Source organism: Roseitalea sp. MMSF_3546 (assembly GCF_030732865.1).
GTDB lineage: Bacteria > Pseudomonadota > Alphaproteobacteria > Rhizobiales > Rhizobiaceae > Roseitalea.
Genome location: NZ_JASHKB010000024.1, coordinates 25975 through 50093, shown reverse-complemented (window position 1 = coordinate 50093; position 24119 = coordinate 25975). Strand labels below are relative to the sequence as shown.

Sequence of the window (24119 nt, the reverse complement as noted above, 5' to 3'; positions counted from 1 at the left end):
GTCTCAGATCCATCCCAGGACCAGTTCGCCGAGCGCATCGATCGCCTGCCTGTGCAGCGGGCCCACTTCGACGGCCTCGTCGGTATAGAGCGGGGTTTCCTGCGAGAGCTGGTTGCCGACATAGATGCGCAGCGTGGCGATGCGCTCGTCGCGGCCGACCGGCGCGGGCACCGGGCCGTCAAAGGCGATCTCGGCGCGCAGCGCCTGCTGGCTGGCGAGCGGGACGAGCAGCACGACGTCCTCGCGCACCGAGACCGGCACGCTCGCCCGTTCGCCGCCGTAAAGGCGTACCGCGCCGATCGGATCGCCGGCCGAGAACAGCGACAGCGCCTCGAAGCCGCGCGTGCCCCAGTTGAGGATCTTGCGGGCTTCCTCGGCGCGCTGGCGCTCCGAGGCGAGCCCGCTCATCGCCACCACAAGCCGGCGGCCGTCATCGGCCACCGAGCCGACGATGGCATAGCCGGATTCCTCGGTGAAGCCGGTCTTCATGCCGTCGGCGCCGATGTCCATGTCGAGCAGCGGATTGCGATTGCGCTGGGTGATGCCGTTCCAGGTGAACGCCTGCTGGGAGTAGTACCCGTAATAGTCCGGATAGGTGCGCTGAATGTGAAGGGCAAGCCGGACCAGGTCGCGCATGGTCACCTGCTGGTCCGTATGCGGCAGGCCCGTGGAATTGTAAAACACCGAATCGCGCAGCCCGATCTCCTCGGCGCGCGCGTTCATGATGCGGGCAAACCCCGCCTCCGACCCGGCAATGCCTTCGGCGATGATGATGCAACCGTCATTGGCCGACTGGACGATGACGCCCTGGATGAGATCCTCGAGCCGGATCTCCGAACCGACCTCGGCGAACATGGTCGAGCCGCCCGACGCCGCCCCGCCGGTGCGCCAGGCGTTCTCGCTCACCAGGAAGGTGTCGTCGAGCGACAGCCGGCCCTCGCTGAGCGCGTTGAAGACCACTTCCATTGTCATCAGCTTGGCAAGCGACGCGGGCGGGACCGGCGCATCCGCATTCTTGGAAAAAAGCACCGAATTGGTGTTCGCGTCCAGCAGGATGGCCTGCTCGGCGCTGGTCTCGAAACCCTGTGCGCGGGCGGCGGGCGACACCGCGAAAATGGCCACGAGCACCGCCAGCGCGGCGGTGGCCATCGGGCCGAACGCGTGCGCCAGTGGCCGGAAGGCCGCCGGCGCGGGACGCAATGCGAGTGAATCGCTCATGATCGTCAATCCCGGAACTGGTCGGGCGCAAGCTTACGAACGATCCCGCGCGGGCGCAATGACGGTGTCGGCGCGGCCAGTCCTTCGTCGCGCACGCCGCGTTCGAGGCGTGGCGATATCGTGACGGTCAGCGGGAGGCCTGCTTCCAGCCGTCATCGGAATCGAAGGCCGAGAACACCTCCGCGGGCTCGAAGGCGGCGGCGATGCGCCAGTCGGCATAGGCGGCCAGCGCGAGGGGGCCCGTGCCCAGATCCGGGCGCGGCACGGGCCGCGGCAGCTTTCCGGTGTCGGCGCGCTGGGTGTCGCCGAAGCGTTCCGGCGACGGCTGGGCATTGGCGGCCATCAGAACCCGGGGCGCGGCGATGGTCGATCCCGGCGCGATCGGCGCGCCGCGATAGGAGGCCAGCAGGAACTCGTCGTCCTGGCCGTGCAGCGGTGCCCGGCCGAGATATTCGACCTTCACCTCGGCCGTGCCCTGGTTGATGTAGTCGAGCAGAAAGGCGGCGCGCTTGGACAGGTCGATGACGCGGTTGTTGGAGAACGGGCCGCGATCGTTGACACGCACGACGACCGACTTGCCGTTCCTGACATTGGTCACCCGCGCATAGCTCGGCAGCGGCATCGTCTTGTGCGCCGCCGTGAGGTGGTTCATGTCGTAGATCTCGCCATTGGCCGTCTTGCGGCCGTGGAAGGCCTCGCCATACCAGGAGGCGCGGCCATACTGGACCTTTTCGGGATTGGCGGTCGGCCGGTAGGTCCGGCCCTTCACCGTATAGGGCTTGCCGACGCTCTCGAAGCCGCCGCCGCGCGGGATGGCAAGGCCGGAAGCGACGCGCGGGCTCGCCGCCACGCCAAGCGATGCCGACGAAAAGCTCTCTTCGCCCGATGTCGGCGCGTTGCGCGTGAAAAACGGAAGATTGGACAGCGAAAGCCGATCGGTACGCGCGGCCACCACGGTCTGCGAGCCCTCGGTCAGGGCGACCGATGGCGTCGTTCCGGCAATGGTTCCACAGCCCGACAACACCGCACAGATGCCGGCGAAAGCGGTCGACCTTGCGAAAATCGGTGGAATCACGCGGCGGGTCATTGTCAAAATCGCTTACAACAAACCGAACCGATGTGCCAAGCCGACACCGACCCGATTCGTGTCAGCCTAGATCAGGTCGCTTATCACACTGTTAAACTTCGTGAAGTTCGCGCAGCCGGGCGTCAGCCGTCGATCCGTGCCCGGCCCGACCGGCCATCGGTCCGGCGCCAGATCAGCGTGCTTTCGCCGGTGCGTTCGAGCGTGAAGCAGCTCACCCGTCCCCCGTTCCAGGTCGGAAACTGGTGGCACAGCCGGTCGGCCTCGATGAACCAGCGGCCGGTTTCCCGAGGCGCCGCAAACCGGCCCAGGCCAAGCGCGGTGCCGTCTCCGGTGACCTCGCCATTGGGCTTGAAGTGCAGCGGAAACTCGCCGCCGAAGGGCGTTGCCAGATAGATCCGGTTGCCGGTCACGGCCTGGCGTATCTCGGCGCCCGTCATCGGCGCGGCGGTCGCCGGCGCGACCATTGCAGCAACGCCCATCGCCAGCGCAACGAGGATCGGTTTCCGCCTTACGGGCTCGATCGCCGGTCCTGCCATGGGCATCCGGGCGGCACCGTCCCGTTTTCGCTTGCCTGCCTGCACTGTCCTGCCCGCACCGTCCTGTTTAAAATGTCTGGCCGCGCTACGCGCGCGCAGCCGGTGCGGATCACGGTCCGTGGACGATTGCGGCACCGGGCGCCTTGTGGCACAAGCCCCTGGACGGGTCCGGCGCGGTTCGTGAAGGCCCGCGGAGGGGTGGCAGAGTGGTCGAATGCGGCGGTCTTGAAAACCGTTGAGGCTTTGCGGCCTCCGGGGGTTCGAATCCCTCCCCCTCCGCCATCCCGGAACAAAAGTGCGAACGCCATTCGCCGTTCAGCGACCGTCTGCTGCAGCGGTCTCGCACGCAACGATCTTTGCCGATGCCGCTTGGCGACTGTGGCAAGGCGCAAGGCGCAAGGTGTCCTCGCCAAAGCCCCGCCCCGCGTGTCGTCGACCCAGCGCACCCAAGTGGCGCGACCCGCTGCGCCGATGGCGCCCCGGAACCATCGACCCGTGCGTCCCATACGGCTGACACTTCACCGCAATGAGAACCAAACGGCGCCCGGCGCCGGCCGAAGCCCCGATCCCGCGTTGCGCCTGCTGTCCGAGAAGATGCTTGCAATCGGCAACAGTCCATGCATAACCTGTCGTACAGGTTTGGTGAATTCGTCTGGAAGCCATGCAAGACATACAGCGCAGCGGCGCGAGCGAAGGCCGGAGCCGCGTCAGCGACACCGTGGGCGCGATCACCGCCCATATCCGCGCCAACGCGCTCGGCCCCGGCGACCGGCTGCCCAGCGAAGCGTTCTTTTCGGACAATCTGGGGGTGTCGCGCACCGTGGTGCGCGAGGCGCTGCGCTCGCTTGCGGCGATGCGGCTGATCGACCTGAGCGCGGGCAAACGCGCCACGGTCGCCCGGCTCGACCATGGCTCCATGTCGGCGCTGATCGAACATGGCGTGCACACCGACCAGATTTCGGTCCATCAGATCTACGATGTGCGCCGGACCATCGAGACGCGCACGGCCGTGCTCGCCGCGCTGCACCGCACCGAGGCACAAGGCGCACGGATCGTCGAACTCGCCCGCGCGATGCGCCCCGCCTTCGAGACGCCCGAACAGGTCATGGAGCATGACCTGGGTTTTCACATCGAGATCGCCAAGGCGGCCAAAAATCCGGTCTTTGCCATGATCGTAGGGGCCTTCGAGGGCGTGACGCGGCAGACCTGGCCGATCGGCTGGCGCTCGCGCACCACCGCGCAGGAACAGCTCGCCATGATCGATCTGCACATCGCGCTCGGCGAGGCCATCATGGTCGGCGATCCGGCCGCCGCCGCCGAACTGATGGGCGAGCATTTCGACGTCAGCGTGCGCGCGCTGGTCGCCGCCGGCATTGCGTGAGGGGCGCCGTGAAGATCACCGCCATCGAGACGATCCGGATCGCCGAACGGCCCAACATCGTGTGGGTCCAGGTGCACACCGACGAAGGGCTGGTCGGGCTGGGCGAGACGTTCTTCATCGCCGGCACGGTGGAAGCCTATGTGCACGAATACCTGGCCCCGCGCGTGATCGGGCGCGATCCGCTGGAAATCGACCGGCTCGCCGGCGAGCTCGTCGGCTATCTCGGCTTCCGGTCGACCGGGGCGGAAACGCGCGGCAATTCGGCCTTCGACATCGCCCTTTGGGATCTGTTCGGCAAGGCGACCGGCCAGCCCGTCGCGCAGCTGCTCGGCGGGTTCAGCCGCAGCGAGATCCGCACCTACAACACCTGCGCGGGGACCGAATACATCAAGAACGCATCGGGCCAGACCTCGGCCAATTACGGCATCGGCGCCAGCGAGACCTATGACGATCTGAACGGCTTTCTGACCCGCGCCGACGAGCTTGCCCACTCGCTGCTCGAAGAGGGCATCACGGCCATGAAGATCTGGCCATTCGACATGGCCGCCGAAAAGACGCGCGGCCAGTACATCGCCCCCGACGATCTCAAGCGCGCGCTCGAACCGTTCGAGAAGATCCGCGCGGCGGTCGGCGACACGATGGACATCATGGTCGAGTTCCATTCCATGTGGCAGCTCCTGCCGGCCATGCAGATCGCGCGCGCGCTTGGGCCCTATGGCACGTTCTGGCACGAGGATCCGATCCGCATGGACAGCCTTGCCAGCCTGAAGCGCTATGCGCAGGCGAGCCCGGCGCCGATCTGCGCATCGGAGACGCTGGCCAGCCGCTGGGCCTTCCGCGACCTGCTTGAGACCGATGTCGCCGGCGTGGTGATGCTCGATCTGTCCTGGTGCGGCGGGCTGTCCGAGGCGCGCAAGATCGGCGCCATGGCCGAGGCCTGGCATCTGCCGGTCGCCCCGCATGACTGCACCGGCCCGGTGGTGCTGGGCGCCTCGACGCATCTGTCGCTGAACCTGCCGAACGCGCTGGTCCAGGAGAGCGTGCGCGCCTTCTACCGCACCTGGTACCGCGACCTGGTCACCGCCCTGCCCGAGGTCAAGGACGGCATGATCACCGTGCCGCCCGGCCCCGGGCTCGGCATGGCGCTATCCCCCGAACTCGACCGCCAGTTTTCCGCAACGCGTCGGGTCACACAACAAGCGGATCTGTGACAACCATCCAAGGTGAGGAGACACCCATGAAGAAACTCGCAGCAATCACGGCGGTCTGCGCCGCGCTGATGTCGACGACGGCCATGGCCCAGGACGAGCCGATGGACATCGTCTTCACCCACCATTCGAGCGCCTCCAACCCGTTCTGGCAGGCGGTCAAGAAGGGCTTTGACGATGCCTGCTCGAAGATCGAGGCCAATTGCCAGATGATCTTCACCCAGACCGAGGGCGCCATCGACCAGCAGGCGGCCAACATGATCACGGCGCTGGCGGCCAATCCCGAAGCGCTGATCACCTCGATCGTCGACAACACCGCCTTCGACCCGATCATCCAGCAGGCGGTCGACGCCGGCGTGATCGTGATCGCCGCCAATGTCGACGACACCGAGGGCGCCGAAGGCAATGCGCGCGCCGCCTTTGTCGGCCAGGGCTTCATTCCGGCCGGCTATTCGCTCGCCAGGAAGATGGCCGAGTTCTTCCCCGAGGAAGGTCCGATCAAGGCGGTGGTCGGCATCTCCGCGCCGGGACAGAACTGGTCCGAGCAGCGCGGCCAGGGCGTGATGGACTATCTGGAGGCGTTCAAGGCCGACAATCCCGACCGCGAGGTCGAGATCGTCCGGCTCGACACCGGCACGGACGGCGCCGTGGTCGCCGAGCGCGTCGGCGCCTATCTGAACGCCAATCCCGACACGACGGTCTATTTCGACACCGGCCTTTGGCACGCCTATGTGGCCCAGGTTCTCGCCGACCGCGGCGTCGAGCCCGGCGAGGTGCTGATGGGCGGTTTCGACATCGTCTCCGAAGTGCTCACCCAGATGGAGGCCGGCTACATTCAGGTGCAGGTCGACCAGCAGCCCTACATGCAGGGCTTCATCCCCGTCATGCAGGCCTATCTCGCCCATACGGTCGACCTGTCGCCGGCCGATGTCGACACCGGCCAGGGGCTGGTGCTGCAGGAGGACGTGCCCGCCCTCAAGGAACTCGCCGCACAAGGCGTGCGCTGAACGTTTCCTCCCACCGGCGGGCCGCGGCTGGCGTCGCGACCCGCCGACGACTCCCACAGGACGCCCGCCATGCGACGCCTCTTGAAGATCTACATGGAAAAGCCCGAACTGGCGGGCATCGCCTTTCTGATCGTGCTCGCGGTCGTCTTCCAGGTCCAGTCGGACGGCGTGTTCCTGAGCGCGCAGAACCTTCAGGGCATTCTGGGCCTGATGCCGGAAATGGCGCTCGTGGCCATCGGCGTGACGCTGCTCATGATCTGCGGCGAGTTCGACCTTTCGGTCGGCTCGGTCTTCGCACTCACGCCCATGGTGATGGGCGTGCTGCTCGCCGACGGCGTGCCCTTCGCCCTCGCCTTCCCGGCGGGCCTTGCGACCGCGCTCACGGTCGGCCTGATCAACGGGCTGATCACGGTGCGCTTTGCGATACCGAGCTTCATCACCACGCTCGGCATGCTGTTCGTGGCGCGATCGCTGACCGTCGTCATATCCGGCGGCTTTCCGCCGATCATCCCGCCGGACGCGATGCCGCGCGAGGTGTTCATCGCCTTTGTCGGGCCCGGCGACATGTTCCGCATGTCGTTCATCTGGTTCGTCGGCGTGGCGGTAGCGATCGGGCTCTTGCTGTCGCACACCAATTTCGGCAACTGGGTCCGGGCCACCGGCGGCTTCCTGCCTGCCGCGCAGTCCATGGGCATTCCGACATCGCGGGTGAAGATCGCCTGCTTCATGCTGTGCTCGCTGCTGGCCGGCTTTGCCGGTACGATCCAGGTGATGCGCCTTGGGGCGCCACTGCCCTCGATCGGCGAGGGGCTGGAACTGCAGGCCGTGGCCGCCGCGGTGATCGGCGGCACCGCGCTCACCGGCGGCATCGGCACGATCCTGGGCGGCATCATCGGCGCGGTGTTGATCCGGGTGATCGACAACGGACTCGTGCTCAGCCGCGTCGATGCCAACTGGTTCAAGCTGGCGCTCGGCTCGCTGACCATCTTCGCCGTCATCGTCAATGCCTGGCTGCGCAAGAAGGCGCGTGCCATGAAGGTGGAGACCGATTGATGGCGCCGATCATCGAGATTCGCGAACTGCACAAATGGTACTCGGGCGTGCACGCTCTCAAGGGCGTGTCGCTCGACGTGCAGCCCAACGAGGCGCTCGGCCTGGTCGGCGACAATGGCGCCGGCAAGTCGACGCTGATCAACATCCTGTCGGGCACGCAGATGGCCGATGGCGGCACGATCCGCTACGAAGGCCGGCCGGTGACCTTCCGCAATCCGCGCGATGCGATGGATGCGGGCATCGAGACCATCTATCAGTACAATTCCATGGTCCCGACCATGTCGATCGCGCGCAACATGTTCATCGGGCGCGAGCCGCTCAAGGCATCGCTGTTCGGCGTGGGCGTGATGGACGGCAGGAAGATGGCGCAGGAGAGCATGCAGGCGCTCGCCGATGTCGACCTGCATCTGCGCTCGCCGGACGCGCTGGTGGGCGAGTTGTCGGGGGGCCAGCGCCAGGGGGTGGCGATCGCGCGGGCCATGCATTTCAAGTCCAAGGTGATGATCCTGGACGAGCCGACCAACCATCTGGCGGTCAAGGAAACCCAGAAGGTGATCGGCTTCGTGCAGTCGCTCAAGGACATGGGCATCACCGCCATCTTCATCAGCCACAATATCCATCATGTCTTCGAGTGCTGCGACCGCATCGTCGCCATGGCGCGCGGCGAGATCGTGCTCGACCGGCGCGCGGACGAGGTCACGATGGACGACGTTCTGGATGTTCTTTGAAGGGAGGGCAAAATGACCACGCTTGACGGCAAGACCGCGCTGCTGACCGGCGGGCTGGGCTCGCTGGGCCGGGCACAGGCCAGGCGGCTCGCCGAGGCCGGCGCGGCGGTGACGATCCTGGAGCGCCCCGAAATCGAGGACGGGCCGGCACGGGCCGAGGCGCTGGGCGCGGCGTTCCTGCCCTGCGACCTCAACGATCTTGGTGCCGCACAGACGACCGTGGCGGCGGCGGCCGACCGGGCCGGCGGTTTCGACATCCTGATCAACAACGCCGCTCTGATCATCAACCGGCCCTATGACCGGTTCACGCTCGCCGAATACGAAGACCAGATCCGGGTCAACTCCTCGGCGGCCTATGCGCTGGTCGCGGTCTGCGCCGAGCCGATGAAGGCCAGGGGCTGGGGCCGGGTGATCAATTTCACCTCGGTCACGCTCAAGGGCATCATCGACGGCTATGTGCCCTATGTCACCTCCAAGGGCGCCATGCTCGGCCTGACGGTCTCGCTGGCGCGCGAACTGGGCCGGCACGGCATCACGGTGAACGCTGTGGCGCCCGGCGCCATCGTGTCTGAAGCCGAGGCGCGGGTCTTCGGCGACAAGGCGCGGGAATATTCAGACTGGGTGCTCGAGCAGCAGTGCCTTAAAACGCGCATCCAGCCCGAGGATGTCGCCGAACTGGTCCACTTCCTCGCTTCGCCCGCCGCCGACATGATCACCGGCCAGAACATCGGCATCGACGGCGGCTGGCAGGGCGGCAAGGCACCGGGCACCGAATAAGGCGGCGGAGCGTCGCGGGCCGGGCCTGCCCGACGGATCGTGCGGTGCGGCGCCATCCGGCCGTCATAGCGGCAAGGCGGACGCGGGGCGCGGCAGCCGCCGCGGCCTGCCTCAGCCGTCGCCGGAGAGGATCGCGAAGGCCTCGAAGGGCGCAAGCGACAGCCGGCCCGACAGCGCCTGGCGCGCCCTTGCGTTGCTGATCAGGCACCGCCCGGTCATCGCCAGGCCTTCGGGCACGTCGAATTCGACCGGATCGCGGGTGAAGTTGGCCACCACGCCGATGCGCCGGCCGTCGAGTTCGCGCGCATAGGCGAAGACGGCGCGATGGTCCTCGGCGAACGGGCGATAGGCGCCGTGGACCACGATCGGCATGTCCCGCCGGAGCGCGATCAGCCTGCGATAGTGCTCGAAGATGCCGTCGGGGTCGGCGCGGTCGGCGGCGACATTGACGGTGCCATGGTTGCGGTTCACCTCGAGCCAGGGCGTGCCGGTGGTGAAGCCGGCCTGCGGCCCGTCGGTCCACTGCATCGGCGTCCTGGCGTTGTCGCGGCCATTGGCGTTGACGCCGGCCATGAACTCCTCGGGGGTCACGCCATTGGCGATCTGGTCGGCGTAGTGCCCGAGCGCCTCGACGTCGCGAAGCTGGTCGATGCGCTCAAAGTGCGCATTGGTCATGCCGATCTCCTCGCCCTGATAGACAAAGGGCGTGCCCTTCATCAGGTGCATGACCGTGGCCAGCATCTTGGCGGAGGCGACGCGGAACTCGCCGTCATCGCCATAGACCGAAACCTGGCGCGGCAAATCGTGGTTGGACAGGAACAGCGAGTTCCAGCCGTCCTCGGCCATGACCGCCTGCCACTGATTGAAGACGCGCTTGAACCGCCGCAGGTCGAACGGCGGCGGCGTGCCCCATTTGCCCAATTCGGGATGCCAGCCCGCCACGACATGGGCGAACTGGAACATCATGTCGAGTTCGCCGCGATCGCGGCCGCAGTAAAGCAGCGCCGTCTCCGGGCTGACCGCCCAGCTCTCGCCAACGGTGACGATGTCGCGCCCGGCAAAGGCCTCGCGGTGCATCTCCTGCAGGTAGGTGTGAAGGCGGGGGCCCTCCTCGTAGATCTCCGCGTCGACATCCTTGCCGATCATGCTGATCACATCGAGGCGGAAGCCGCCGATACCGCGGTCGAGCCACCAGTTCATCATCTGGTAGATCTGCCGGCGCAGGGCGGGGTTGTCCCAGTTCAGGTCGGGCTGCTCGGGCGAGAACTGGCCGAAATAGTATCGGCCGACCTGCGGCACCCAGTGCCAGGCCGGCCCGCCGAAGCTGGCCCGGTGCCGGCCGGGCGGGCCGCCATCGGCGGCCGGGTCGCGCCAGATGTAGTAGTCATGCTCGGGCGCCTGGCGCGAGGCGCTGGCGGCCCGGAACCAGGGATGCGCCGAGGAACTGTGGTTGACCACCAGATCCATGACGATGCGTATGCCGCGCTCGCGTGCCTCGGCCACAAGCCGGTCGAAATCGGCCAGCGTGCCGAATTCGGGGGCAATGGCCCGATAATCGGAGATGTCATAGCCATTGTCGGCCATCGGGCTTTCATAGACCGGCGACAGCCAGATGAAGCCGATGCCGAGATCGCGCAGATGGTCGAGCTTGGAGATGATCCCTGCAATGTCGCCAACGCCGTCGCCATTTGAGTCGCAGAAGCTGCGCGGATAGATCTGATAGCCGGTCGCGGCCTGCCACCAGCGCGTTGCGTCCTGCGACGGTGCGGATTCGGCCTTCATGCGGGTCTCCCTTGGCGGCCGGCGTGCCGGCATGGTGGGCGGTCGTCATGCGAATGCGCCGCGCTGCCCGAGCGCCGCGCCGGGGCCGGACCTTAACCGGGCAAGACCGCGTTGCAAGCGGCGATCGGACATCGCAAGGCGCCCGACCGAGCCCGGCGCCCGGCCCTCAAGCGGGGAACCGTGGCGCGGGCGCAATCGTTCCATGGCCGGCGTTCTCGGGTCGGATCGCCGCTTCCACCGTCGCGGCGGTCTGCTCGGTGAGCATCCAGGTTCCAAGTCCCAGGACCGGGATCTGCCGGCCCGAATGCAGCGGAATGCGCGTATTGGCGTCCATGGGGGCCTCGCGTCGGGGCTTCAACCGGACGGCGCTGTCGTCCGTCACGGGCTGAACGCGGTCGATGGCCGGGCGTTCCCGCAATCGGACGAAGGATGGGCGAGGATTGCCGGTTTCGGGTCAGCCGGCGGCCGCGATCGGCGCGCCGGCACCGCCGCTGGCGGCATAGAGCTCGCGCGAATAGGCGTTGTCGAACGTGCCCTGCCTGAGCCGGTCGACATCGGCGGTCTCGACGATCCGGCCATGGCGCATGACGGCAAGACGCTCGCACATGAAGGCGACGACGTGCAGATTGTGGGTGACCATCAGATAGGTCAGGTTGCGCTCGCGCCTGAGCCGCTTGAGAAGGTTGAGGATTTCGGCCTGCACGGAGACGTCGAGCGCCGAGGTCGGCTCGTCGAGCAGCAGCACCTTCGGCTCGAGCATCAGCGCCCGGGCGATCGCCACGCGCTGGCGCTGGCCGCCCGACAGCTGGTGGGGAAAGCGGAAGCGGAAGCGCCGGTCCAGCCCGACGGCGGCCAGCATGTCCACCACGCGATCGGCATGTTCGCCGATGCCATGGATGGCGAGCGGCTCGGCCAGCGTGTCGTCGACGGTCTTGCGCGGATGCAGCGAGCCATACGGGTCCTGGAACACCATCTGGCAGACGCGCGCGAAGTTGCGGTCGGGCCGATGCCCGCGCGCCTGCCCGAGCACGGTGATGGCGCCCGACCAGTCCGGCGCGAGCCCGGCGATCGCCTTGAGCACGGTCGACTTGCCCGAACCGCTCTCGCCGACCAGCGCGAAGCTCTCGCCCTCGGCGATGTCGAGCGTGACGCCATGGACGACCGGATCGCCGCCATAGCCGATCGTCAGATCGCGCAGGCCGATGGCGGTCACGTGCCGCTCCATGCGCTGCGGTCGAGCACCGGCAGTTCCTCGCGGGTCTCGTTCATGCGCGGCACCGCGTCGATCAGGCCGCGCGTATAGGGGTGCGTGGCTTCGCCCAGCCGGTCGGCGGGGCACTCCTCAACGATGCGTCCGGCATTCATGACGATGATCCGGTCGCAATAGCGCGCCACCAGTTCGAGATCGTGGCTGATCAGGATCAGGCCCATGCCGTTCCTGGCGATCAGATCGTCGATCAGGTCGAGCACCTGCGCCTGCACCGAAACGTCAAGCGCCGAGGTCGGCTCGTCGGCGATCAGCAGGTCCGGCTCGGGGATCAGCATCATGGCGATCATGATGCGCTGGCCCATGCCGCCGGAGACCTCGTGCGGATAGAACCCGGCGACGCGCTCGGGATCGTTGATGCGCACCTGCTCGAGCATCGAAACCACGCGCCGGCGCATGGCCTGGCGCGACAGCCGCGCGCCATGCACGCGCAGCGCCTCGGCGATCTGCTCGCCGACGGTCATCACAGGGTTGAGCGAGAATTTGGGGTCCTGCATGACCATGGAGATGCGCGCGCCGCGAATGGCCCGCATGCCGCGCTCGCCGAGCGCCATCAGGTCCTGGCCGGCAAACACCAGCCGCTCGACGCTCATCTTGCCGGGCGGGCGCACGAGCCGCAGGATCGCGCGGCCGGTCAGCGACTTGCCCGAACCCGATTCGCCGACAATGCCGAGCCGTTCGCGCCCGAGCGTCAGCGACACGCCCGAGACGACCTCGGCCGGGCCGTCGCGCGTGGGGAAGCTCACCCGCAGGTTTTCCAGTTCGAGCAGGTGTTCGGTCACGACTTGCCGCCCTGCTTGGGATCGAGCACGTCGCGCAGCCCGTCGCCGAGGAAACAAAAGCCCAGGCTGACCACGATGATGGCGAAGCCGGGCATGGTCGCCACCCACCACTGGTCGAGGATGAAGCTGCGCCCGCGCGAGATCATCGCGCCCCATTCGGGCAGCGGCGGCTGCGCGCCAAGGCCCAGAAAGCCAAGCCCGGCGGCGATCAGGATGATGCCCGCCATGTCCAGTGTCACCCGCACGATCGTCGACGACACGCATAGCGGCAGCACGTGGCGAACGATGATGCGCCCCGACGAGGCACCCTGCAAACGGACCGCGTCGATGAACTCCGAATTGCGGAAGGTCAGCGTTTCGGCGCGCGCGATGCGCGCATAGGGCGGCCAGGCGGTGATCGCAATGGCGATGATCGCGTTCTCGATGCCCGGACCGAGCGCGGCGACGAAGGCGAGCGCCAGAATGAGCTTTGGCATGGACAGGAACATGTCCGTCAGCCCCATCAGCACGCGGTCGATCCAGCCGCCGAAATAGCCCGAAACCGCGCCGACGATCAGGCCGACCGGCGCGGCGATGACCGCCACCAGGATGACGATCAGCAGCGTGATGCGCGCGCCGTAGACCACGCGCGAGAAGATGTCGCGGCCCAACTCGTCCGTGCCCATCCAGTGCATGGCGCTGGGCGGCAGCAGCCGATTGCCCAGATCCTGGCCGATTGGCGGATAGGGCGCGATCCAGGGCGCGAAGGCGGCGGTGACGATCAGCACAAGCACGATGGCGATGCCGAGCGCGGCGAGCGGGTTGCGCATCAGCGCGCCGCCGATCGCCCAGATGCGCACGGCGCGGGCCTGAAGGCGCGAGGCGGGCGAATCGGCGGTGAGCCAGTCGATCGCGCCGGCCATCAGCGGCTCCTTGCGTCGAGAATGCGGTAGAGCACGTCCGACACCTTGTTGATGACGATGAACACCGCGCCGATCACCAGCGTCGCGCCCAGCACGGCGTTCATGTCGGCGTTCAGAAGCGCGGTCGTCAGATAGTTGCCGATGCCGGGCCAGGAGAAGACCGTCTCGATCATCACCGAGCCTTCCAGCAGTGCCGCATAGGACAGGCCAATGACGGTGATCAGCGGCACGCGGACCGGACGGAACGCGTGGACCCAGATGACCCGCCATTCGGGAACGCCCTTGACGCGCGCGGTCGTGACGTATTCCTGGCCGAACTGGTCGAGCATCAAGGACCGCGTCATGCGGGCAATATAGGCAAGGCTGAAGAAACCCAGGATCAGCGCCGGCAAGGCCAGATGATGGGCGGCATCGCGAAATACGGCCATGTCGCCGGCGATCAGGCTGTCGACCAGCAGCAGGCCCGTTACCTGCGGCACCAGCCCCTCATAGAAGATCGAAAGCCGCCCCGGCGCCGCCGCCCAGCCCAGACCGGCATAAAAGACGGCCAGTCCGACAAGGCCGAGCCAGAAGGCCGGCACCGAATAGCCGGCCAGCCCGAAGACGCGGATCGCCTGGTCGATCCAGCTTCCCTGGCGGTAGGCCGCCCACACGCCCAGCGGCACGCCAAGACCGACGCCGATGACAATGCCGATGGTGGCCATCTCGAGCGTGGCGGGAAACACCCGCGCCAGATCCTCGGCGACCGGTCGGTTTGTCGAGATCGACATGCCCAGATCGCCGCGCAAGACCTCGCCCACATAGGAGAAGAACTGCACCACGAGCGGTCGGTCGAGGCCCATCTCGATGCGCACCTGCTCGTAGACCTCGGTGCTGGCCCGGTCGCCGACCACCGCCAGAACCGGGTCGATCGGCACGACGCGCCCGATGAAGAAGGTGATCGCCAGAAGCCCCAGAAAGGTCAGCGCGACCGTGAGCACCATCGCCAGTGCCGAGCCCGCCGGCCCGCGCAGCCGCGCAAAGGCCCCGCGGCCGGAGGCGGCACGGACGGCATCGGGCGATGCGGCGGGTTCAAAGGACATGGCGGACGACCCGATCAGCGAAGAGGCGGCCGCCCGACACCGCAAGGTCGGGCAGACCGGGACAATAGACTTGGAACTTACAAATTTTTTTGCTTTTATCAAAAAAATTTTGGTAGCGGTTCGCACGATGTCCACGCAAAGCGCGCAAAAGCATGAGTTGAAGATCGGCCCGCTGGTCCGCAGCCGCCGACGCCAGTTGTCGATGACGCTGCAGGCACTGGGTCAGGCGGCAGGCGTCTCGGTCGGCTATCTCAGCCAGATCGAGCGCGACAATGCCACGCCGAGCCTTGGCACGCTCGCCCAGATCGCAAGCGCGCTCAATGTCAAGCTCGACTATTTCGTGGCGATGCCGCAGGCTTCGGACTCGCTGAGCCGCGCCGGCGAGCGCGTCCTGTTTTCGCTCGATGGTTCCTCGATCCACTACGAGCAGACCGGCGCCGACCTGCCCGGCCACGAGCTGTCGTCGTTCATCGTCCACGTGCCGCCGGGCCACCGCTCGGAGACGGTCAGCCACGAGGGCGAGGAGGTCATCTACATCCTCGATGGCGAGATCCGCCAGGTGCTCGACGGCGAGGAGATGACGCTGCGTGCCGGCGACAGCCTGCACTATCGCGGCAACCGGCCCCATGCCTGGTCCAACCCCGGCGACCGGCCCGCGCGGCTGTTGTGGGTCGGCACGCTGACCGTGTTCCACATGGCCGGCCGCGCCGACCTCGATCACGCGCCGGCGGCGGACGCCGCTTCGGTCATGACCACAGCCCAACAATCCACAGGAGGATAACATGAAGCTGCTCAAATCGACCCTGTTGGCAACGGCGCTCACGCTGCCGCTGGCCTTTGCCGGGGCGGCGGTCGCCGACACGCCGCCCAACGTGCTGGTGGTTGCCCAGAACATCGACGACATCGTCGCCATCGATCCGGCCCAGGCCTACGAGTTCACCTCGGGCGAACTCGTCACCAACACCTATGACCGGCTGGTGCAATACGATGCCGAGGACACGACCGTGCTCGCGCCGGGTCTGGCCACCGACTGGCAGATCGACGCCGAAAACAAGACCATCAGCTTCACCCTGCGCGATGACGCCGTGTTCCATTCGGGCAACCCGGTGCGCGGTGAGGATGTCGTGTTCTCGCTCGCCCGCGTCATCAAGCTGAACCTGACGCCGGCCTTCATCCTGGCCCAGCTCGGCTGGACGCCGGACAATGTCGAGGAGATGGTCACAAGCGAGGGCAACACCGTCACCATCCGCTATGACGGCGACTTCTCGCCGGCCTTCGTGATGAACGTGCTGGCCTCAAGGCCCGCCTCCATCGTCGACAAGGAAACGGTGATGGCCAATGCGGTCGACGGCGACATGGGCAATGGCTGGCTGAACGCCAACACCGCCGGCTCCGGCCCGTTCGCGCTGACCGCCTACCGGCCGGCCGAACTGATCCGCATGCAGGCCAATGAGGACTACTTCAAGGAAGGGCCGAAGGTCGAGCAGGTGATCATCCGCCATGTCGCCGAGTCCGCCACCCAGCAATTGCTGCTCGAGCAGGGCGATGTCGACATGGCGCGCAACCTCACGCCCGACCAGATCGCCTCGATCGACGCCGAGGGCATCAAGGTGGAAACCTATCCGCAGGCCGCCGTCCACTTCCTGTCGTTCAACCAGAAGACGGACTCGCTGACCCCCGAAGCGGTCTGGGAGGCGGCGCGCTATCTGGTCGACTATGAGGGCATGACCGAGAGCTTCCTTAAGGGCCAGATGGAGATCCACCAGGCGTTCTGGCCGGACGGGTTCCCGGGCGCCTACACCGAAACGCCCTACAGCTACGATCCCGAAAAGGCCGAGCAGATTCTCGCCGATGCCGGTGTCGACCTGCCGATCGAGGTGACGCTGGATGTGATCAACTCGGCTCCCTTCACCGACATGGCGCAGTCATTGCAGGCGACCTTCGCCGAGGCGGGCATCAATTTCGAGATCCTGCCCGGCACCGGCAGCCAGGTGATCACCAAGTACCGCGAGCGCAGCCACGAGGCGATGCTGCTGTACTGGGGCCCGGACTTCATGGATCCGCACTCCAACGCCAAGGCGTTCTCGTACAATTCGGACAATTCCGACGACGCCTATGCGGCGACGACCACCTGGCGCAATGCCTGGGCCGTGCCCGAGGCGCTCAACGAGATGACCCGCGCCGCGCTCACCGAGAGCGATCCGGAGGCCCGCGAGGCGATGTATCTGGAACTGCAGCAGCGCGTGCAGGAGAGAGCGCCCTTCGTGATCATGTTCCAGGCCTCCTATCAGGTGGCGATGGACGAGGACGTCACCGGCTACGTCAACGGCGCGACCTCCGACTTCGTCTTCTACCGGCTGGTCGAGAAGAACTGACCGGTCATCGATCGTGCCGGCGGCGGCCCCGTGCCGTCGCCGGACCATCGTCAGCGCCTCTTGCGCGCCGGCGCGCGCTGCCGCGCACGCGGCGTGTCAGCCCGAAAAGCCGGCCATCCAGGCCAGCGCCAGCCCCAGCACCGTGACCGCGAAGACCAGGCTCTGTTGAATATCACCGCGCGGTCTGTGCCGCAGCCAACCCGAACGGCCGGGCCGGTTCGGGCCAAACCCGGCGGCCTTCGGCTCGGCCGTATCCCGATACGCCCGTCGCCAGAGCCCTTGGCCTTGACCCAAGCCCGCTCCGGCAGAGCGGTTCAATCTCGTCACGGAACGCTCAAGGCCGAGGCTGAGATCGAACCGGCCTTCGGCGCCGCCAGGGTCGGCCGGGGTCAAGGTCCCGTCATGGTCCCGTCCCGCGCGGCCGTCAGAACGGGATCTCATCGTCGAGATCGCGCACATAGTCGTTGCTGCCGCCCTGGCCGGACTGGCCCTGGCCGGGACCGGTGTTCATGCCGCCGGCGCCCTGCCCCACCCTGTCATTGCCATAGCCGCCCTGCCCGCGGCCGCTGCCCTGACCGGCTTCGGCATCGCCGCGGCTGTCGAGCATCTGCAGATCGCCGCGGAAGCGCTGCAGCACGATCTCGGTCATATAGCGGTCCTGGCCGTTCTGATCGGTCCATTTGCGGGTTTGCAACTGGCCTTCGACATACACTTTCGAACCCTTCCTGAGATAGTTCTCGGCCACCCGGGCCAGGTTCTCGTTGAAAATGACCACCCGGTGCCACTCGGTCCGCTCGCGCCGCTCGCCGCTTTGCTTGTCGCGCCACTGCTCGGAGGTCGCCAGCGACAGATTGACCACCGGATCGCCCGAATTCAGCCGCCGCACATCGGGATCGGCGCCCAGATTGCCGACCAAAATCACCTTGTTGACACTGCCTGCCATTTCATCGCTCCAAAGCCGGTTTCGGACACCATAGGCCCCCGGGCAGTGGTCATGAAGGCCGGGGCGCGATGTCCACAGGGACTTTTCGGTCTTGTCTTCGTTCCTTATTTGTTCTATAGATGCGTGACCTCGCTGTCAACAGGCGATCGCAATCGACGAAGGCCGGCGCAATGGGCGGAACTGTTTTGATGATGTCGGCTCGACTCGCCGCCGCCCGTCACTACATAGTGCGATGCGTTTCGGCGATTTCCGGGATCCTCCTTTTCGATGACCGAACTCAAGACGATCAGCGTGCGTGGCGCGCGCGAGCACAATCTGAAGAATGTCGACCTCGACGTGCCGCGCGACCGGCTCACGGTGATGACCGGGCTTTCGGGGTCGGGCAAGTCCTCGCTCGCCTTCGACACCATCTATGCGGAGGGCCAGCGGCGCTATGTGGAGAGCCTTTCGGCCTATGCCCGCCAGTTCCTGGAGATGATGCAGAAGCCCGATGTCGACCAGATCGACGGGCTGAGCCCGGCCATCTCGATCGAGCAGAAGACGACGAGCCGCAATCCGCGCTCGACCGTGGCGACGGTCACCGAGATTTACGACTACATGCGGCTGTTGTTCGCGCGCATCGGCGTGCCCTATTCGCCGGCGACCGGACTGCCGATCCAGAGCCAGACCGTCAGCCAGATGGTCGACCGGATCATGGCGCTCGAGGAAGAAACGCGGCTTTATCTGCTCGCGCCGATCGTGCGCGGACGCAAGGGCGAATACCGCAAGGAACTGGCCGAGCTGCTCAAGAAGGGCTTTCAGCGGGTCAAGGTGGACGGTGCGTTTCACGAGATCGCCGAGGTGCCGGCGCTCGACAAGAAATTCAAGCACGATATCGACGTCGTCGTCGACCGGATCGTGGTGCGCGCGGACATGGCGGCGCGCCTGGCCGATTCGCTCGAACAGTGCCTGGCGCTTTCGGACGGGCTCGCGGTGGCAGAATTCGCCGACCGGCCGCTGCCGGAGGCCGAAACGGCGCGCGGGTCGGCCAACAAGTCGAAGAACGACACGCACGAGCGGCTCCTGTTCTCGGAGAAGTTCGCCTGTCCGGTATCGGGATTCACCATTTCGGAGATCGAGCCGCGGCTGTTTTCCTTCAACAACCCTTCCGGCGCGTGCCCGCATTGCGACGGGCTGGGCACCGAGCAGGGCGTCGACCCGGCGCTGGTCGTGCCCGAGCCGTCGCTGACGCTGGCGAAGGGTGCGATCGCGCCGTGGTCGAAGTCGGCCAATCCCTCGCCCTACTACACCCAGACGCTGACCGCGCTCGGCAAGGCCTATGGCTTCAAGCTGACCGATGCCTGGGCGGATCTGAGCGCGGAGGCGCGCAACGCCGTCCTTTACGGCACCGGCGGGCGCGAGATCGCCTTCACCTATGACGACGGACTGCGCAGCTACACTGCCAGGAAGACGTTCGAGGGCGTCATCGGCAATCTCGAACGGCGCTGGCGCGAGACCGAGTCGGCCTGGATGCGCGAGGAGATCGAGCGCTACATGTCGCAGAGCCCGTGTTCGGTTTGCCGGGGCGCGCGCTTGCGGCCCGAGGCGCTGGCGGTCAAGATCGACGGGCTGCACATCGCGCAGGTGTCGGCGATGTCGATCAGGGCGGCTAATGACTGGTTCGCCGCCCTGCCCGAGCGGCTCAGCGACAAGCACAACGCCATCGCCGCGCGCGTTCTCAAGGAGATCCGCGACCGGCTGCGCTTTCTCAACGATGTCGGGCTCGACTATCTGACGCTGTCGCGGGGCTCGGGCTCGCTGTCGGGCGGAGAGAGCCAGCGCATCCGGCTGGCCTCGCAGATCGGCTCGGGCCTGACCGGGGTGCTCTACGTGCTCGACGAGCCCTCGATCGGCCTGCATCAGCGCGACAATGCGCGCCTGCTCGACACGCTGCGCCATCTGCGCGATCTGGGCAACACGGTCATCGTCGTCGAGCATGACGAGGACGCAATCCTGGCCGCCGACCATGTCGTCGATATCGGCCCGGCGGCGGGCATTCACGGCGGGCGCATCGTCGCATCGGGCACACCGGCGGAGATCATGGCCAATCCCGCCTCGCTGACCGGGCAGTATCTGTCGGGCGGCCGGGCCATCCCGGTGCCGCCGGCGCGGCGGCCGGTCGATCTCGAACGCCGGGGCATTACCGTGGTCGGCGCATCGGGCAACAATCTGAAGGATGTGACGGCGACGCTGCCGCTGGGCACCTTTGCCTGCGTGACGGGCGTTTCGGGCGGCGGCAAGTCGACCTTCCTGATCGAAACGCTCTACAAGGCGGCCGCGCGGCGCATCAACGGGGCGCGCGAACTGGCGGCCGAGCACGAACGTGTCGATGGTCTGGAACATGTCGACAAGGTGATCGATATCGACCAGTCGCCGATCGGGCGCACGCCGCGCTCCAATCCGGCGACCTATACCGGGGCCTTCACGCCGATCCGCGAATGGTTCGCCCAGTTGCCCGAGGCCAAGGCGCGCGGCTACGCGCCCGGGCGCTTTTCGTTCAACGTCAAGGGCGGGCGCTGCGAGGCCTGCCAGGGCGACGGGGTGACCAAGATCGAGATGCACTTCCTGCCCGATGTCTACGTCACCTGCGAGGTGTGCCAGGGCAAGCGCTACAATCGCGAGACGCTGGAAGTGCAGTTCAAGGGCAAGTCGATTTCCGATGTGCTGGAGATGACCGTCGAGGAGGGCGTGGACTTCTTCGGCGCGGTGCCGGCGGTGCGCGATCGGCTGCAGACGCTCGCCCGCGTCGGTCTTGGCTATGTCAAGGTCGGCCAGCAGGCCACCACGCTGTCGGGCGGCGAGGCGCAGCGGGTCAAGCTGGCCAAGGAGTTGTCGCGACGGTCGACCGGGCGCACGCTGTATATCCTCGACGAGCCGACCACGGGACTGCATTTCGACGACGTGGCCAAGCTGCTCGAGGTGCTGCACGAACTGGTCGATGCGGGCAACACGGTGGCGGTGATCGAGCACAATCTCGAGGTCATCAAGACCGCCGACTGGATCATCGATCTGGGTCCGGAGGGCGGCGATGGCGGCGGCGAGATCGTCGGCCAGGGCACACCCGAGGACATTGTCGAGATCGAACGATCCCATACCGGCCAGTTCCTCAAGGCGTTGCTGGCGCGGCGGCCGGTGCGGCGCATCGAGGCGGCCGAATAACCCGCTGCGGCTTTCGCGCGCATAATCCGGCCCGTTTGACCGGCGTCAATGAATGCCCGGACGGTCGTGGCACGCTTTTCATCGTTTCCCGCAGGATGGAAGCCAGAGGAGTGTAAGCAATGGCTGACAAGCAGAAATCGGGTGTTCCCACGCTGTGGTCGTCCAACATGTTCGACGAGTTCCGCAAGGAGATGGACCAGCTGTTCGAGGGCTTTTTCGGCGATCGCGGCACGGCGGCCGCACGCAGCGGCATGCCGTCGCTGTCCATGTCGGGCGTGGTTCGCCCGGCGATCGACATCGCCGAGAACGACGCCGCCATCACGCTGACGGCCGAACTGCCCGGCATGAGCGAGGACCAGGTGGATCTGAGCGTGCGCGACAACGCACTGTTCCTGAAGGGCGAAAAAAAGGTCGAGCATGACAGCGAAAAGGACGATGTGCACGTCTTCGAGCGCAGCTATGGCAGCTTCCAGCGCAGCTTCCCGCTTCCCGACCGGGTCGATGCCGATGCCATTTCGGCCGAATTCGACAAGGGCATCCTCGTCGTGACCATGCCCAAGAAGGAAGAGGCCAAGACCGCCCAGCGCAAGATCAAGGTCGGGGGCTGACAGGTCGCTTCGCGCCGGGCGGACGTGCTGACGGAGCCGGCGCCGCAGACGGCGCCCGGGCGGTCGGGTTCGCGCCGGCGGAGGCGCGGTTGGCGCCGGCGGGCGTTGCCGGTAGCGGGCAGTTGCGCGTCGCGGGCTCGGCAAGGGATGCCGCGCTACACAGCGGCCAGCGCGCCCGGCAGGGCCTGCACGATGTCTTCGGCGATGGCCAGCGGGCCGGCCCTGCGCCCGGCCTCGGCATGGATGAAGGCGGCCCCGCAGCTTGCCTCGAAAGTGGGCATGCCCTGGGCGACGAGCGCGGCGATGATGCCGGCCAGGGCATCGCCCGAACCGGCGGTGGCCAGCGCGGCGGTGGCGTTCTCGTTGATCGCGGCGCGACCGTCCGGTGCCGCGATCACCGTGTCGGGTCCCTTGAGCAGGACCGTCGCGCCCGAGCGTCGGGCGGCGGCCATGGCCCTTTGCAGCTTTCCCAGGCCGTCATCGGCGGCAAGATCGGGAAAAAGGCGCGCGAACTCGCCGGCATGCGGCGTCAGCACCGGTGGCGAGGGCGCGCGGTGGGCCGCCTCGAACAGGGTGCGCGGGTCCTGCGCGCATGCGGTGATGGCGTCGGCGTCCAGGACCACCGTGGCCCCGAGATCGCGCAGGATTGACACTGCCAGCACCCGCGCCGCCGCCAGATCACCGAAGCCGGGCCCGAGCACGATGCCGCCCAGCCCCTTCAGCGCGGCAAGGGCGGTGGCCGTGTCCGGCGTCGATGACCGCAGCATGATCGAGCTGACATGGCACGCATGGATGTCGAGCGCGTCGGGCGCGCCGACGATGGTGACGGCCCCGGCGCCCGAACGCTGCGCGGCCATGGCCGACAGCCGCGCGGCGCCGGTCGCGTGGCGCGGGCCAGAACACACCGCCACGGCACCGCGGGCGTATTTGTGGATGGTCGGTGCGGGGCGCGGCAAGAGATCCGACCACAGCGCGGGCGCATTGGCGAAAACGGACGTGCCCTCGCCGGCGCGCACGCCGATATCGGCAACCACCATTGCGCCGCAAAGCGCCCTGCCCGGATAGAGCAGATGGGCCGGCTTGCGCCGGTAGAAGGTCACCGTCGCCGCGCATTTGACGGCCTGCGCGGCAAGACCGGTATCGCCATTGACCCCCGAAGGCAGGTCCACGGCCAGGATCGGGCAGGATCGGTCGGCCGCCCGCGCCAGCGCGGCCGCCGCCGGCTGCGGCAGCGAGCCCGAAAACCCGGCGCCGAACAGGGCATCGATGACGAGATCGGCCGGCGCGGGATCGAACGCGTCGAGCGCGGCCACCTCGCCTTTCCAGCCTTGCGCCGCGCCGGCGGCGTCGGTGTCCGGCCTGGGAGGCGCCAGCCGGTGGACGCGCACGCACGCGCCGCGTTCGGCAAGAATGCGCGCGGCGACATATCCGTCGCCGCCATTGTTGCCCGGCCCGCACAGCACATGCATGCGTCGGGCCGCGCCAAAGCGCGCAAGGGCGCAGTCGGCCACGGCCGCTCCGGCATGGTCCATGAGCGCGGAGCCGGACCAGCGGCCGCCGCGGATCGTCGCCGCATCGGCGGCGGCCATCTGGGCGTTGGTCAGGATCGCATGTGCGGGCAGGTCATCCATCGGAAGCTCGTCGAGATATGCCCGCATTTCGGGCACTTTGCCTCAAAAACAGGCATTCATGCCCGATCTCCGAGGCGCCATTGACCGGACGCGTGCCGATCACAGGCCCATTGCGCGCTTTTTCGGCGCTTGCAATGGGCCAATCGGGCAACGCTGATCTGGCATGGCATCTGCATGGGCAATGGCAACACCATTCGTCGGAGGCTTCGCAAGGATGAAAAAGATTGAGGCGATCATCAAGCCGTTCAAGCTTGATGAGGTCAAAGAAGCGCTGCAAGAGGTGGGCCTGCAGGGCATCACCGTCACCGAGGCCAAGGGTTTCGGCCGTCAGAAGGGGCACACCGAGCTTTATCGCGGTGCCGAATATGTCGTCGACTTCCTTCCCAAGGTGAAGATCGAGATCGTCGTGTCCGACGATGCGGTCGAGCAGGCCATGGAAGCCATCCGCAGTGCAGCGCAGACCGGCCGGATCGGCGACGGCAAGATCTTCGTATCGCCGATCGAGGAAGTCGTGCGGATCCGCACCGGCGAAACGGGCGCGGACGCCGTCTGAG

22 protein-coding genes, 1 tRNA gene and 1 pseudogene are annotated in these 24119 nt (G+C 67.0%); 12 read left to right on the top strand and 12 right to left on the bottom strand.

The window, feature by feature from the left end; all coding sequences use genetic code 11:
• Positions 1–3 precede the first annotated feature (3 nt).
• The 3 genes and pseudogenes from RBB34_RS16230 to RBB34_RS16220 form a co-directional block, all read right to left on the bottom strand.
• Positions 4–1149 (bottom strand): D-alanyl-D-alanine carboxypeptidase family protein, encoded by a 1146-nt coding sequence (locus tag RBB34_RS16230; protein WP_306120295.1) that lies wholly within the window; start codon positions 1147–1149, stop codon positions 4–6.
• A 460-nt stretch (positions 1150–1609) separates the two neighbouring features.
• Positions 1610–2098: pseudogene (locus tag RBB34_RS16225) on the bottom strand (septal ring lytic transglycosylase RlpA family protein); the annotation flags it as partial.
• A gap of 329 nt (positions 2099–2427) precedes the next feature.
• Positions 2428–2841 carry a hypothetical protein gene (locus RBB34_RS16220; protein WP_306120285.1) on the bottom strand — a complete coding sequence of 138 codons (414 nt, stop codon included), beginning with the start codon at positions 2839–2841 and terminating at the stop codon, positions 2428–2430.
• Positions 2842–3033: 192 nt separating this feature from the next.
• Between RBB34_RS16220 and RBB34_RS16215 the strand changes: the two genes are divergently transcribed.
• The 7 genes from RBB34_RS16215 to RBB34_RS16185 all read left to right on the top strand — a co-directional run bounded on the left by RBB34_RS16215 (position 3034) and on the right by RBB34_RS16185 (position 8995).
• Positions 3034–3123 (top strand) — tRNA-Ser (locus tag RBB34_RS16215).
• 379 nt (positions 3124–3502) lie between these two features.
• Complete coding sequence (locus RBB34_RS16210; RefSeq protein ID WP_306120284.1) at positions 3503–4222, top strand: FadR/GntR family transcriptional regulator; 720 nt, start codon at positions 3503–3505, stop codon at positions 4220–4222.
• An 8-nt stretch (positions 4223–4230) separates the two neighbouring features.
• Positions 4231–5433 carry a mandelate racemase/muconate lactonizing enzyme family protein gene (locus RBB34_RS16205; protein ID WP_306120283.1) on the top strand — a complete coding sequence of 401 codons (1203 nt, stop codon included), beginning with the start codon at positions 4231–4233 and terminating at the stop codon, positions 5431–5433.
• A gap of 26 nt (positions 5434–5459) precedes the next feature.
• Entirely contained in the window at positions 5460–6437 is a 978-nt protein-coding gene (locus RBB34_RS16200) for a sugar ABC transporter substrate-binding protein (protein ID WP_306120282.1), read from the top strand.
• A 69-nt stretch (positions 6438–6506) separates the two neighbouring features.
• Positions 6507–7490, top strand: coding sequence for an ABC transporter permease (locus tag RBB34_RS16195; protein ID WP_306120281.1), 984 nt, complete (start codon positions 6507–6509; stop codon positions 7488–7490).
• Entirely contained in the window at positions 7487–8218 is a 732-nt protein-coding gene (locus RBB34_RS16190; protein ID WP_346432547.1) for an ATP-binding cassette domain-containing protein, read from the top strand. Before RBB34_RS16195 ends, RBB34_RS16190 begins: the two co-directional genes overlap by 4 nt.
• Positions 8219–8230: 12 nt before the next feature.
• Positions 8231–8995, top strand: coding sequence for an SDR family oxidoreductase (locus RBB34_RS16185; RefSeq protein ID WP_306120279.1), 765 nt, complete (start codon positions 8231–8233; stop codon positions 8993–8995).
• A gap of 111 nt (positions 8996–9106) precedes the next feature.
• Here RBB34_RS16185 and RBB34_RS16180 read toward each other — a convergent pair whose 3' ends face one another.
• The 6 genes from RBB34_RS16180 to RBB34_RS16155 all read right to left on the bottom strand — a co-directional run bounded on the left by RBB34_RS16180 (position 9107) and on the right by RBB34_RS16155 (position 14711).
• Positions 9107–10777, bottom strand: a complete 1671-nt coding sequence (locus tag RBB34_RS16180; protein WP_306120278.1) for an alpha-glucosidase — start codon at positions 10775–10777, stop codon at positions 9107–9109.
• A gap of 166 nt (positions 10778–10943) precedes the next feature.
• Positions 10944–11111 (bottom strand): hypothetical protein, encoded by a 168-nt coding sequence (locus RBB34_RS16175; RefSeq protein WP_306120277.1) that lies wholly within the window; start codon positions 11109–11111, stop codon positions 10944–10946.
• A gap of 120 nt (positions 11112–11231) precedes the next feature.
• On the bottom strand, positions 11232–11990 hold the full coding sequence (locus RBB34_RS16170; protein WP_306120276.1) for an ABC transporter ATP-binding protein: 759 nt from the start codon (positions 11988–11990) through the stop codon (positions 11232–11234).
• Positions 11987–12826: an ABC transporter ATP-binding protein gene (locus RBB34_RS16165; RefSeq protein WP_306120275.1), complete on the bottom strand. Its 840-nt coding sequence runs from the start codon at positions 12824–12826 to the stop codon at positions 11987–11989. Before RBB34_RS16165 ends, RBB34_RS16170 begins: the two co-directional genes overlap by 4 nt.
• Positions 12823–13728 (bottom strand): ABC transporter permease, encoded by a 906-nt coding sequence (locus tag RBB34_RS16160; RefSeq protein WP_306120274.1) that lies wholly within the window; start codon positions 13726–13728, stop codon positions 12823–12825. Before RBB34_RS16160 ends, RBB34_RS16165 begins: the two co-directional genes overlap by 4 nt.
• A complete protein-coding gene (locus RBB34_RS16155) occupies positions 13728–14711 on the bottom strand; it encodes an ABC transporter permease (RefSeq protein WP_306120294.1) in 984 nt (327 codons plus the stop codon). The genes RBB34_RS16160 and RBB34_RS16155 overlap by 1 nt, the downstream gene beginning before the upstream one ends.
• Positions 14712–14937: 226 nt before the next feature.
• Here RBB34_RS16155 and RBB34_RS16150 point away from each other — a divergent pair, with 226 nt between their 5' ends.
• Positions 14938–15591 (top strand): cupin domain-containing protein, encoded by a 654-nt coding sequence (locus RBB34_RS16150; protein ID WP_306120273.1) that lies wholly within the window; start codon positions 14938–14940, stop codon positions 15589–15591.
• Between the two features lies 1 nt (position 15592).
• On the top strand, positions 15593–17185 hold the full coding sequence (locus tag RBB34_RS16145; protein ID WP_306120272.1) for an ABC transporter substrate-binding protein: 1593 nt from the start codon (positions 15593–15595) through the stop codon (positions 17183–17185).
• A 96-nt stretch (positions 17186–17281) separates the two neighbouring features.
• On the opposite strand, the gene RBB34_RS16140 is transcribed toward RBB34_RS16145, so the two are convergent.
• Positions 17282–17578 (bottom strand): hypothetical protein, encoded by a 297-nt coding sequence (locus tag RBB34_RS16140; RefSeq protein WP_306120271.1) that lies wholly within the window; start codon positions 17576–17578, stop codon positions 17282–17284.
• A gap of 31 nt (positions 17579–17609) precedes the next feature.
• Positions 17610–18128, bottom strand: coding sequence for a single-stranded DNA-binding protein (gene ssb / locus RBB34_RS16135; RefSeq protein ID WP_306120270.1), 519 nt, complete (start codon positions 18126–18128; stop codon positions 17610–17612).
• 267 nt (positions 18129–18395) lie between these two features.
• On the opposite strand from ssb, the gene uvrA reads away from it, so the two are divergent.
• Entirely contained in the window at positions 18396–21326 is a 2931-nt protein-coding gene (uvrA, locus tag RBB34_RS16130) for an excinuclease ABC subunit UvrA (protein WP_306120269.1), read from the top strand.
• 119 nt (positions 21327–21445) lie between these two features.
• Positions 21446–21934 carry an Hsp20/alpha crystallin family protein gene (locus tag RBB34_RS16125; protein ID WP_306120268.1) on the top strand — a complete coding sequence of 163 codons (489 nt, stop codon included), beginning with the start codon at positions 21446–21448 and terminating at the stop codon, positions 21932–21934.
• 155 nt (positions 21935–22089) lie between these two features.
• On the opposite strand, the gene RBB34_RS16120 is transcribed toward RBB34_RS16125, so the two are convergent.
• Positions 22090–23565 (bottom strand): NAD(P)H-hydrate dehydratase, encoded by a 1476-nt coding sequence (locus RBB34_RS16120; RefSeq protein WP_306120267.1) that lies wholly within the window; start codon positions 23563–23565, stop codon positions 22090–22092.
• Positions 23566–23779: 214 nt separating this feature from the next.
• Between RBB34_RS16120 and RBB34_RS16115 the strand changes: the two genes are divergently transcribed.
• A complete protein-coding gene (locus tag RBB34_RS16115) occupies positions 23780–24118 on the top strand; it encodes a P-II family nitrogen regulator (RefSeq protein ID WP_306120266.1) in 339 nt (112 codons plus the stop codon).
• Position 24119 lies beyond the last annotated feature (1 nt).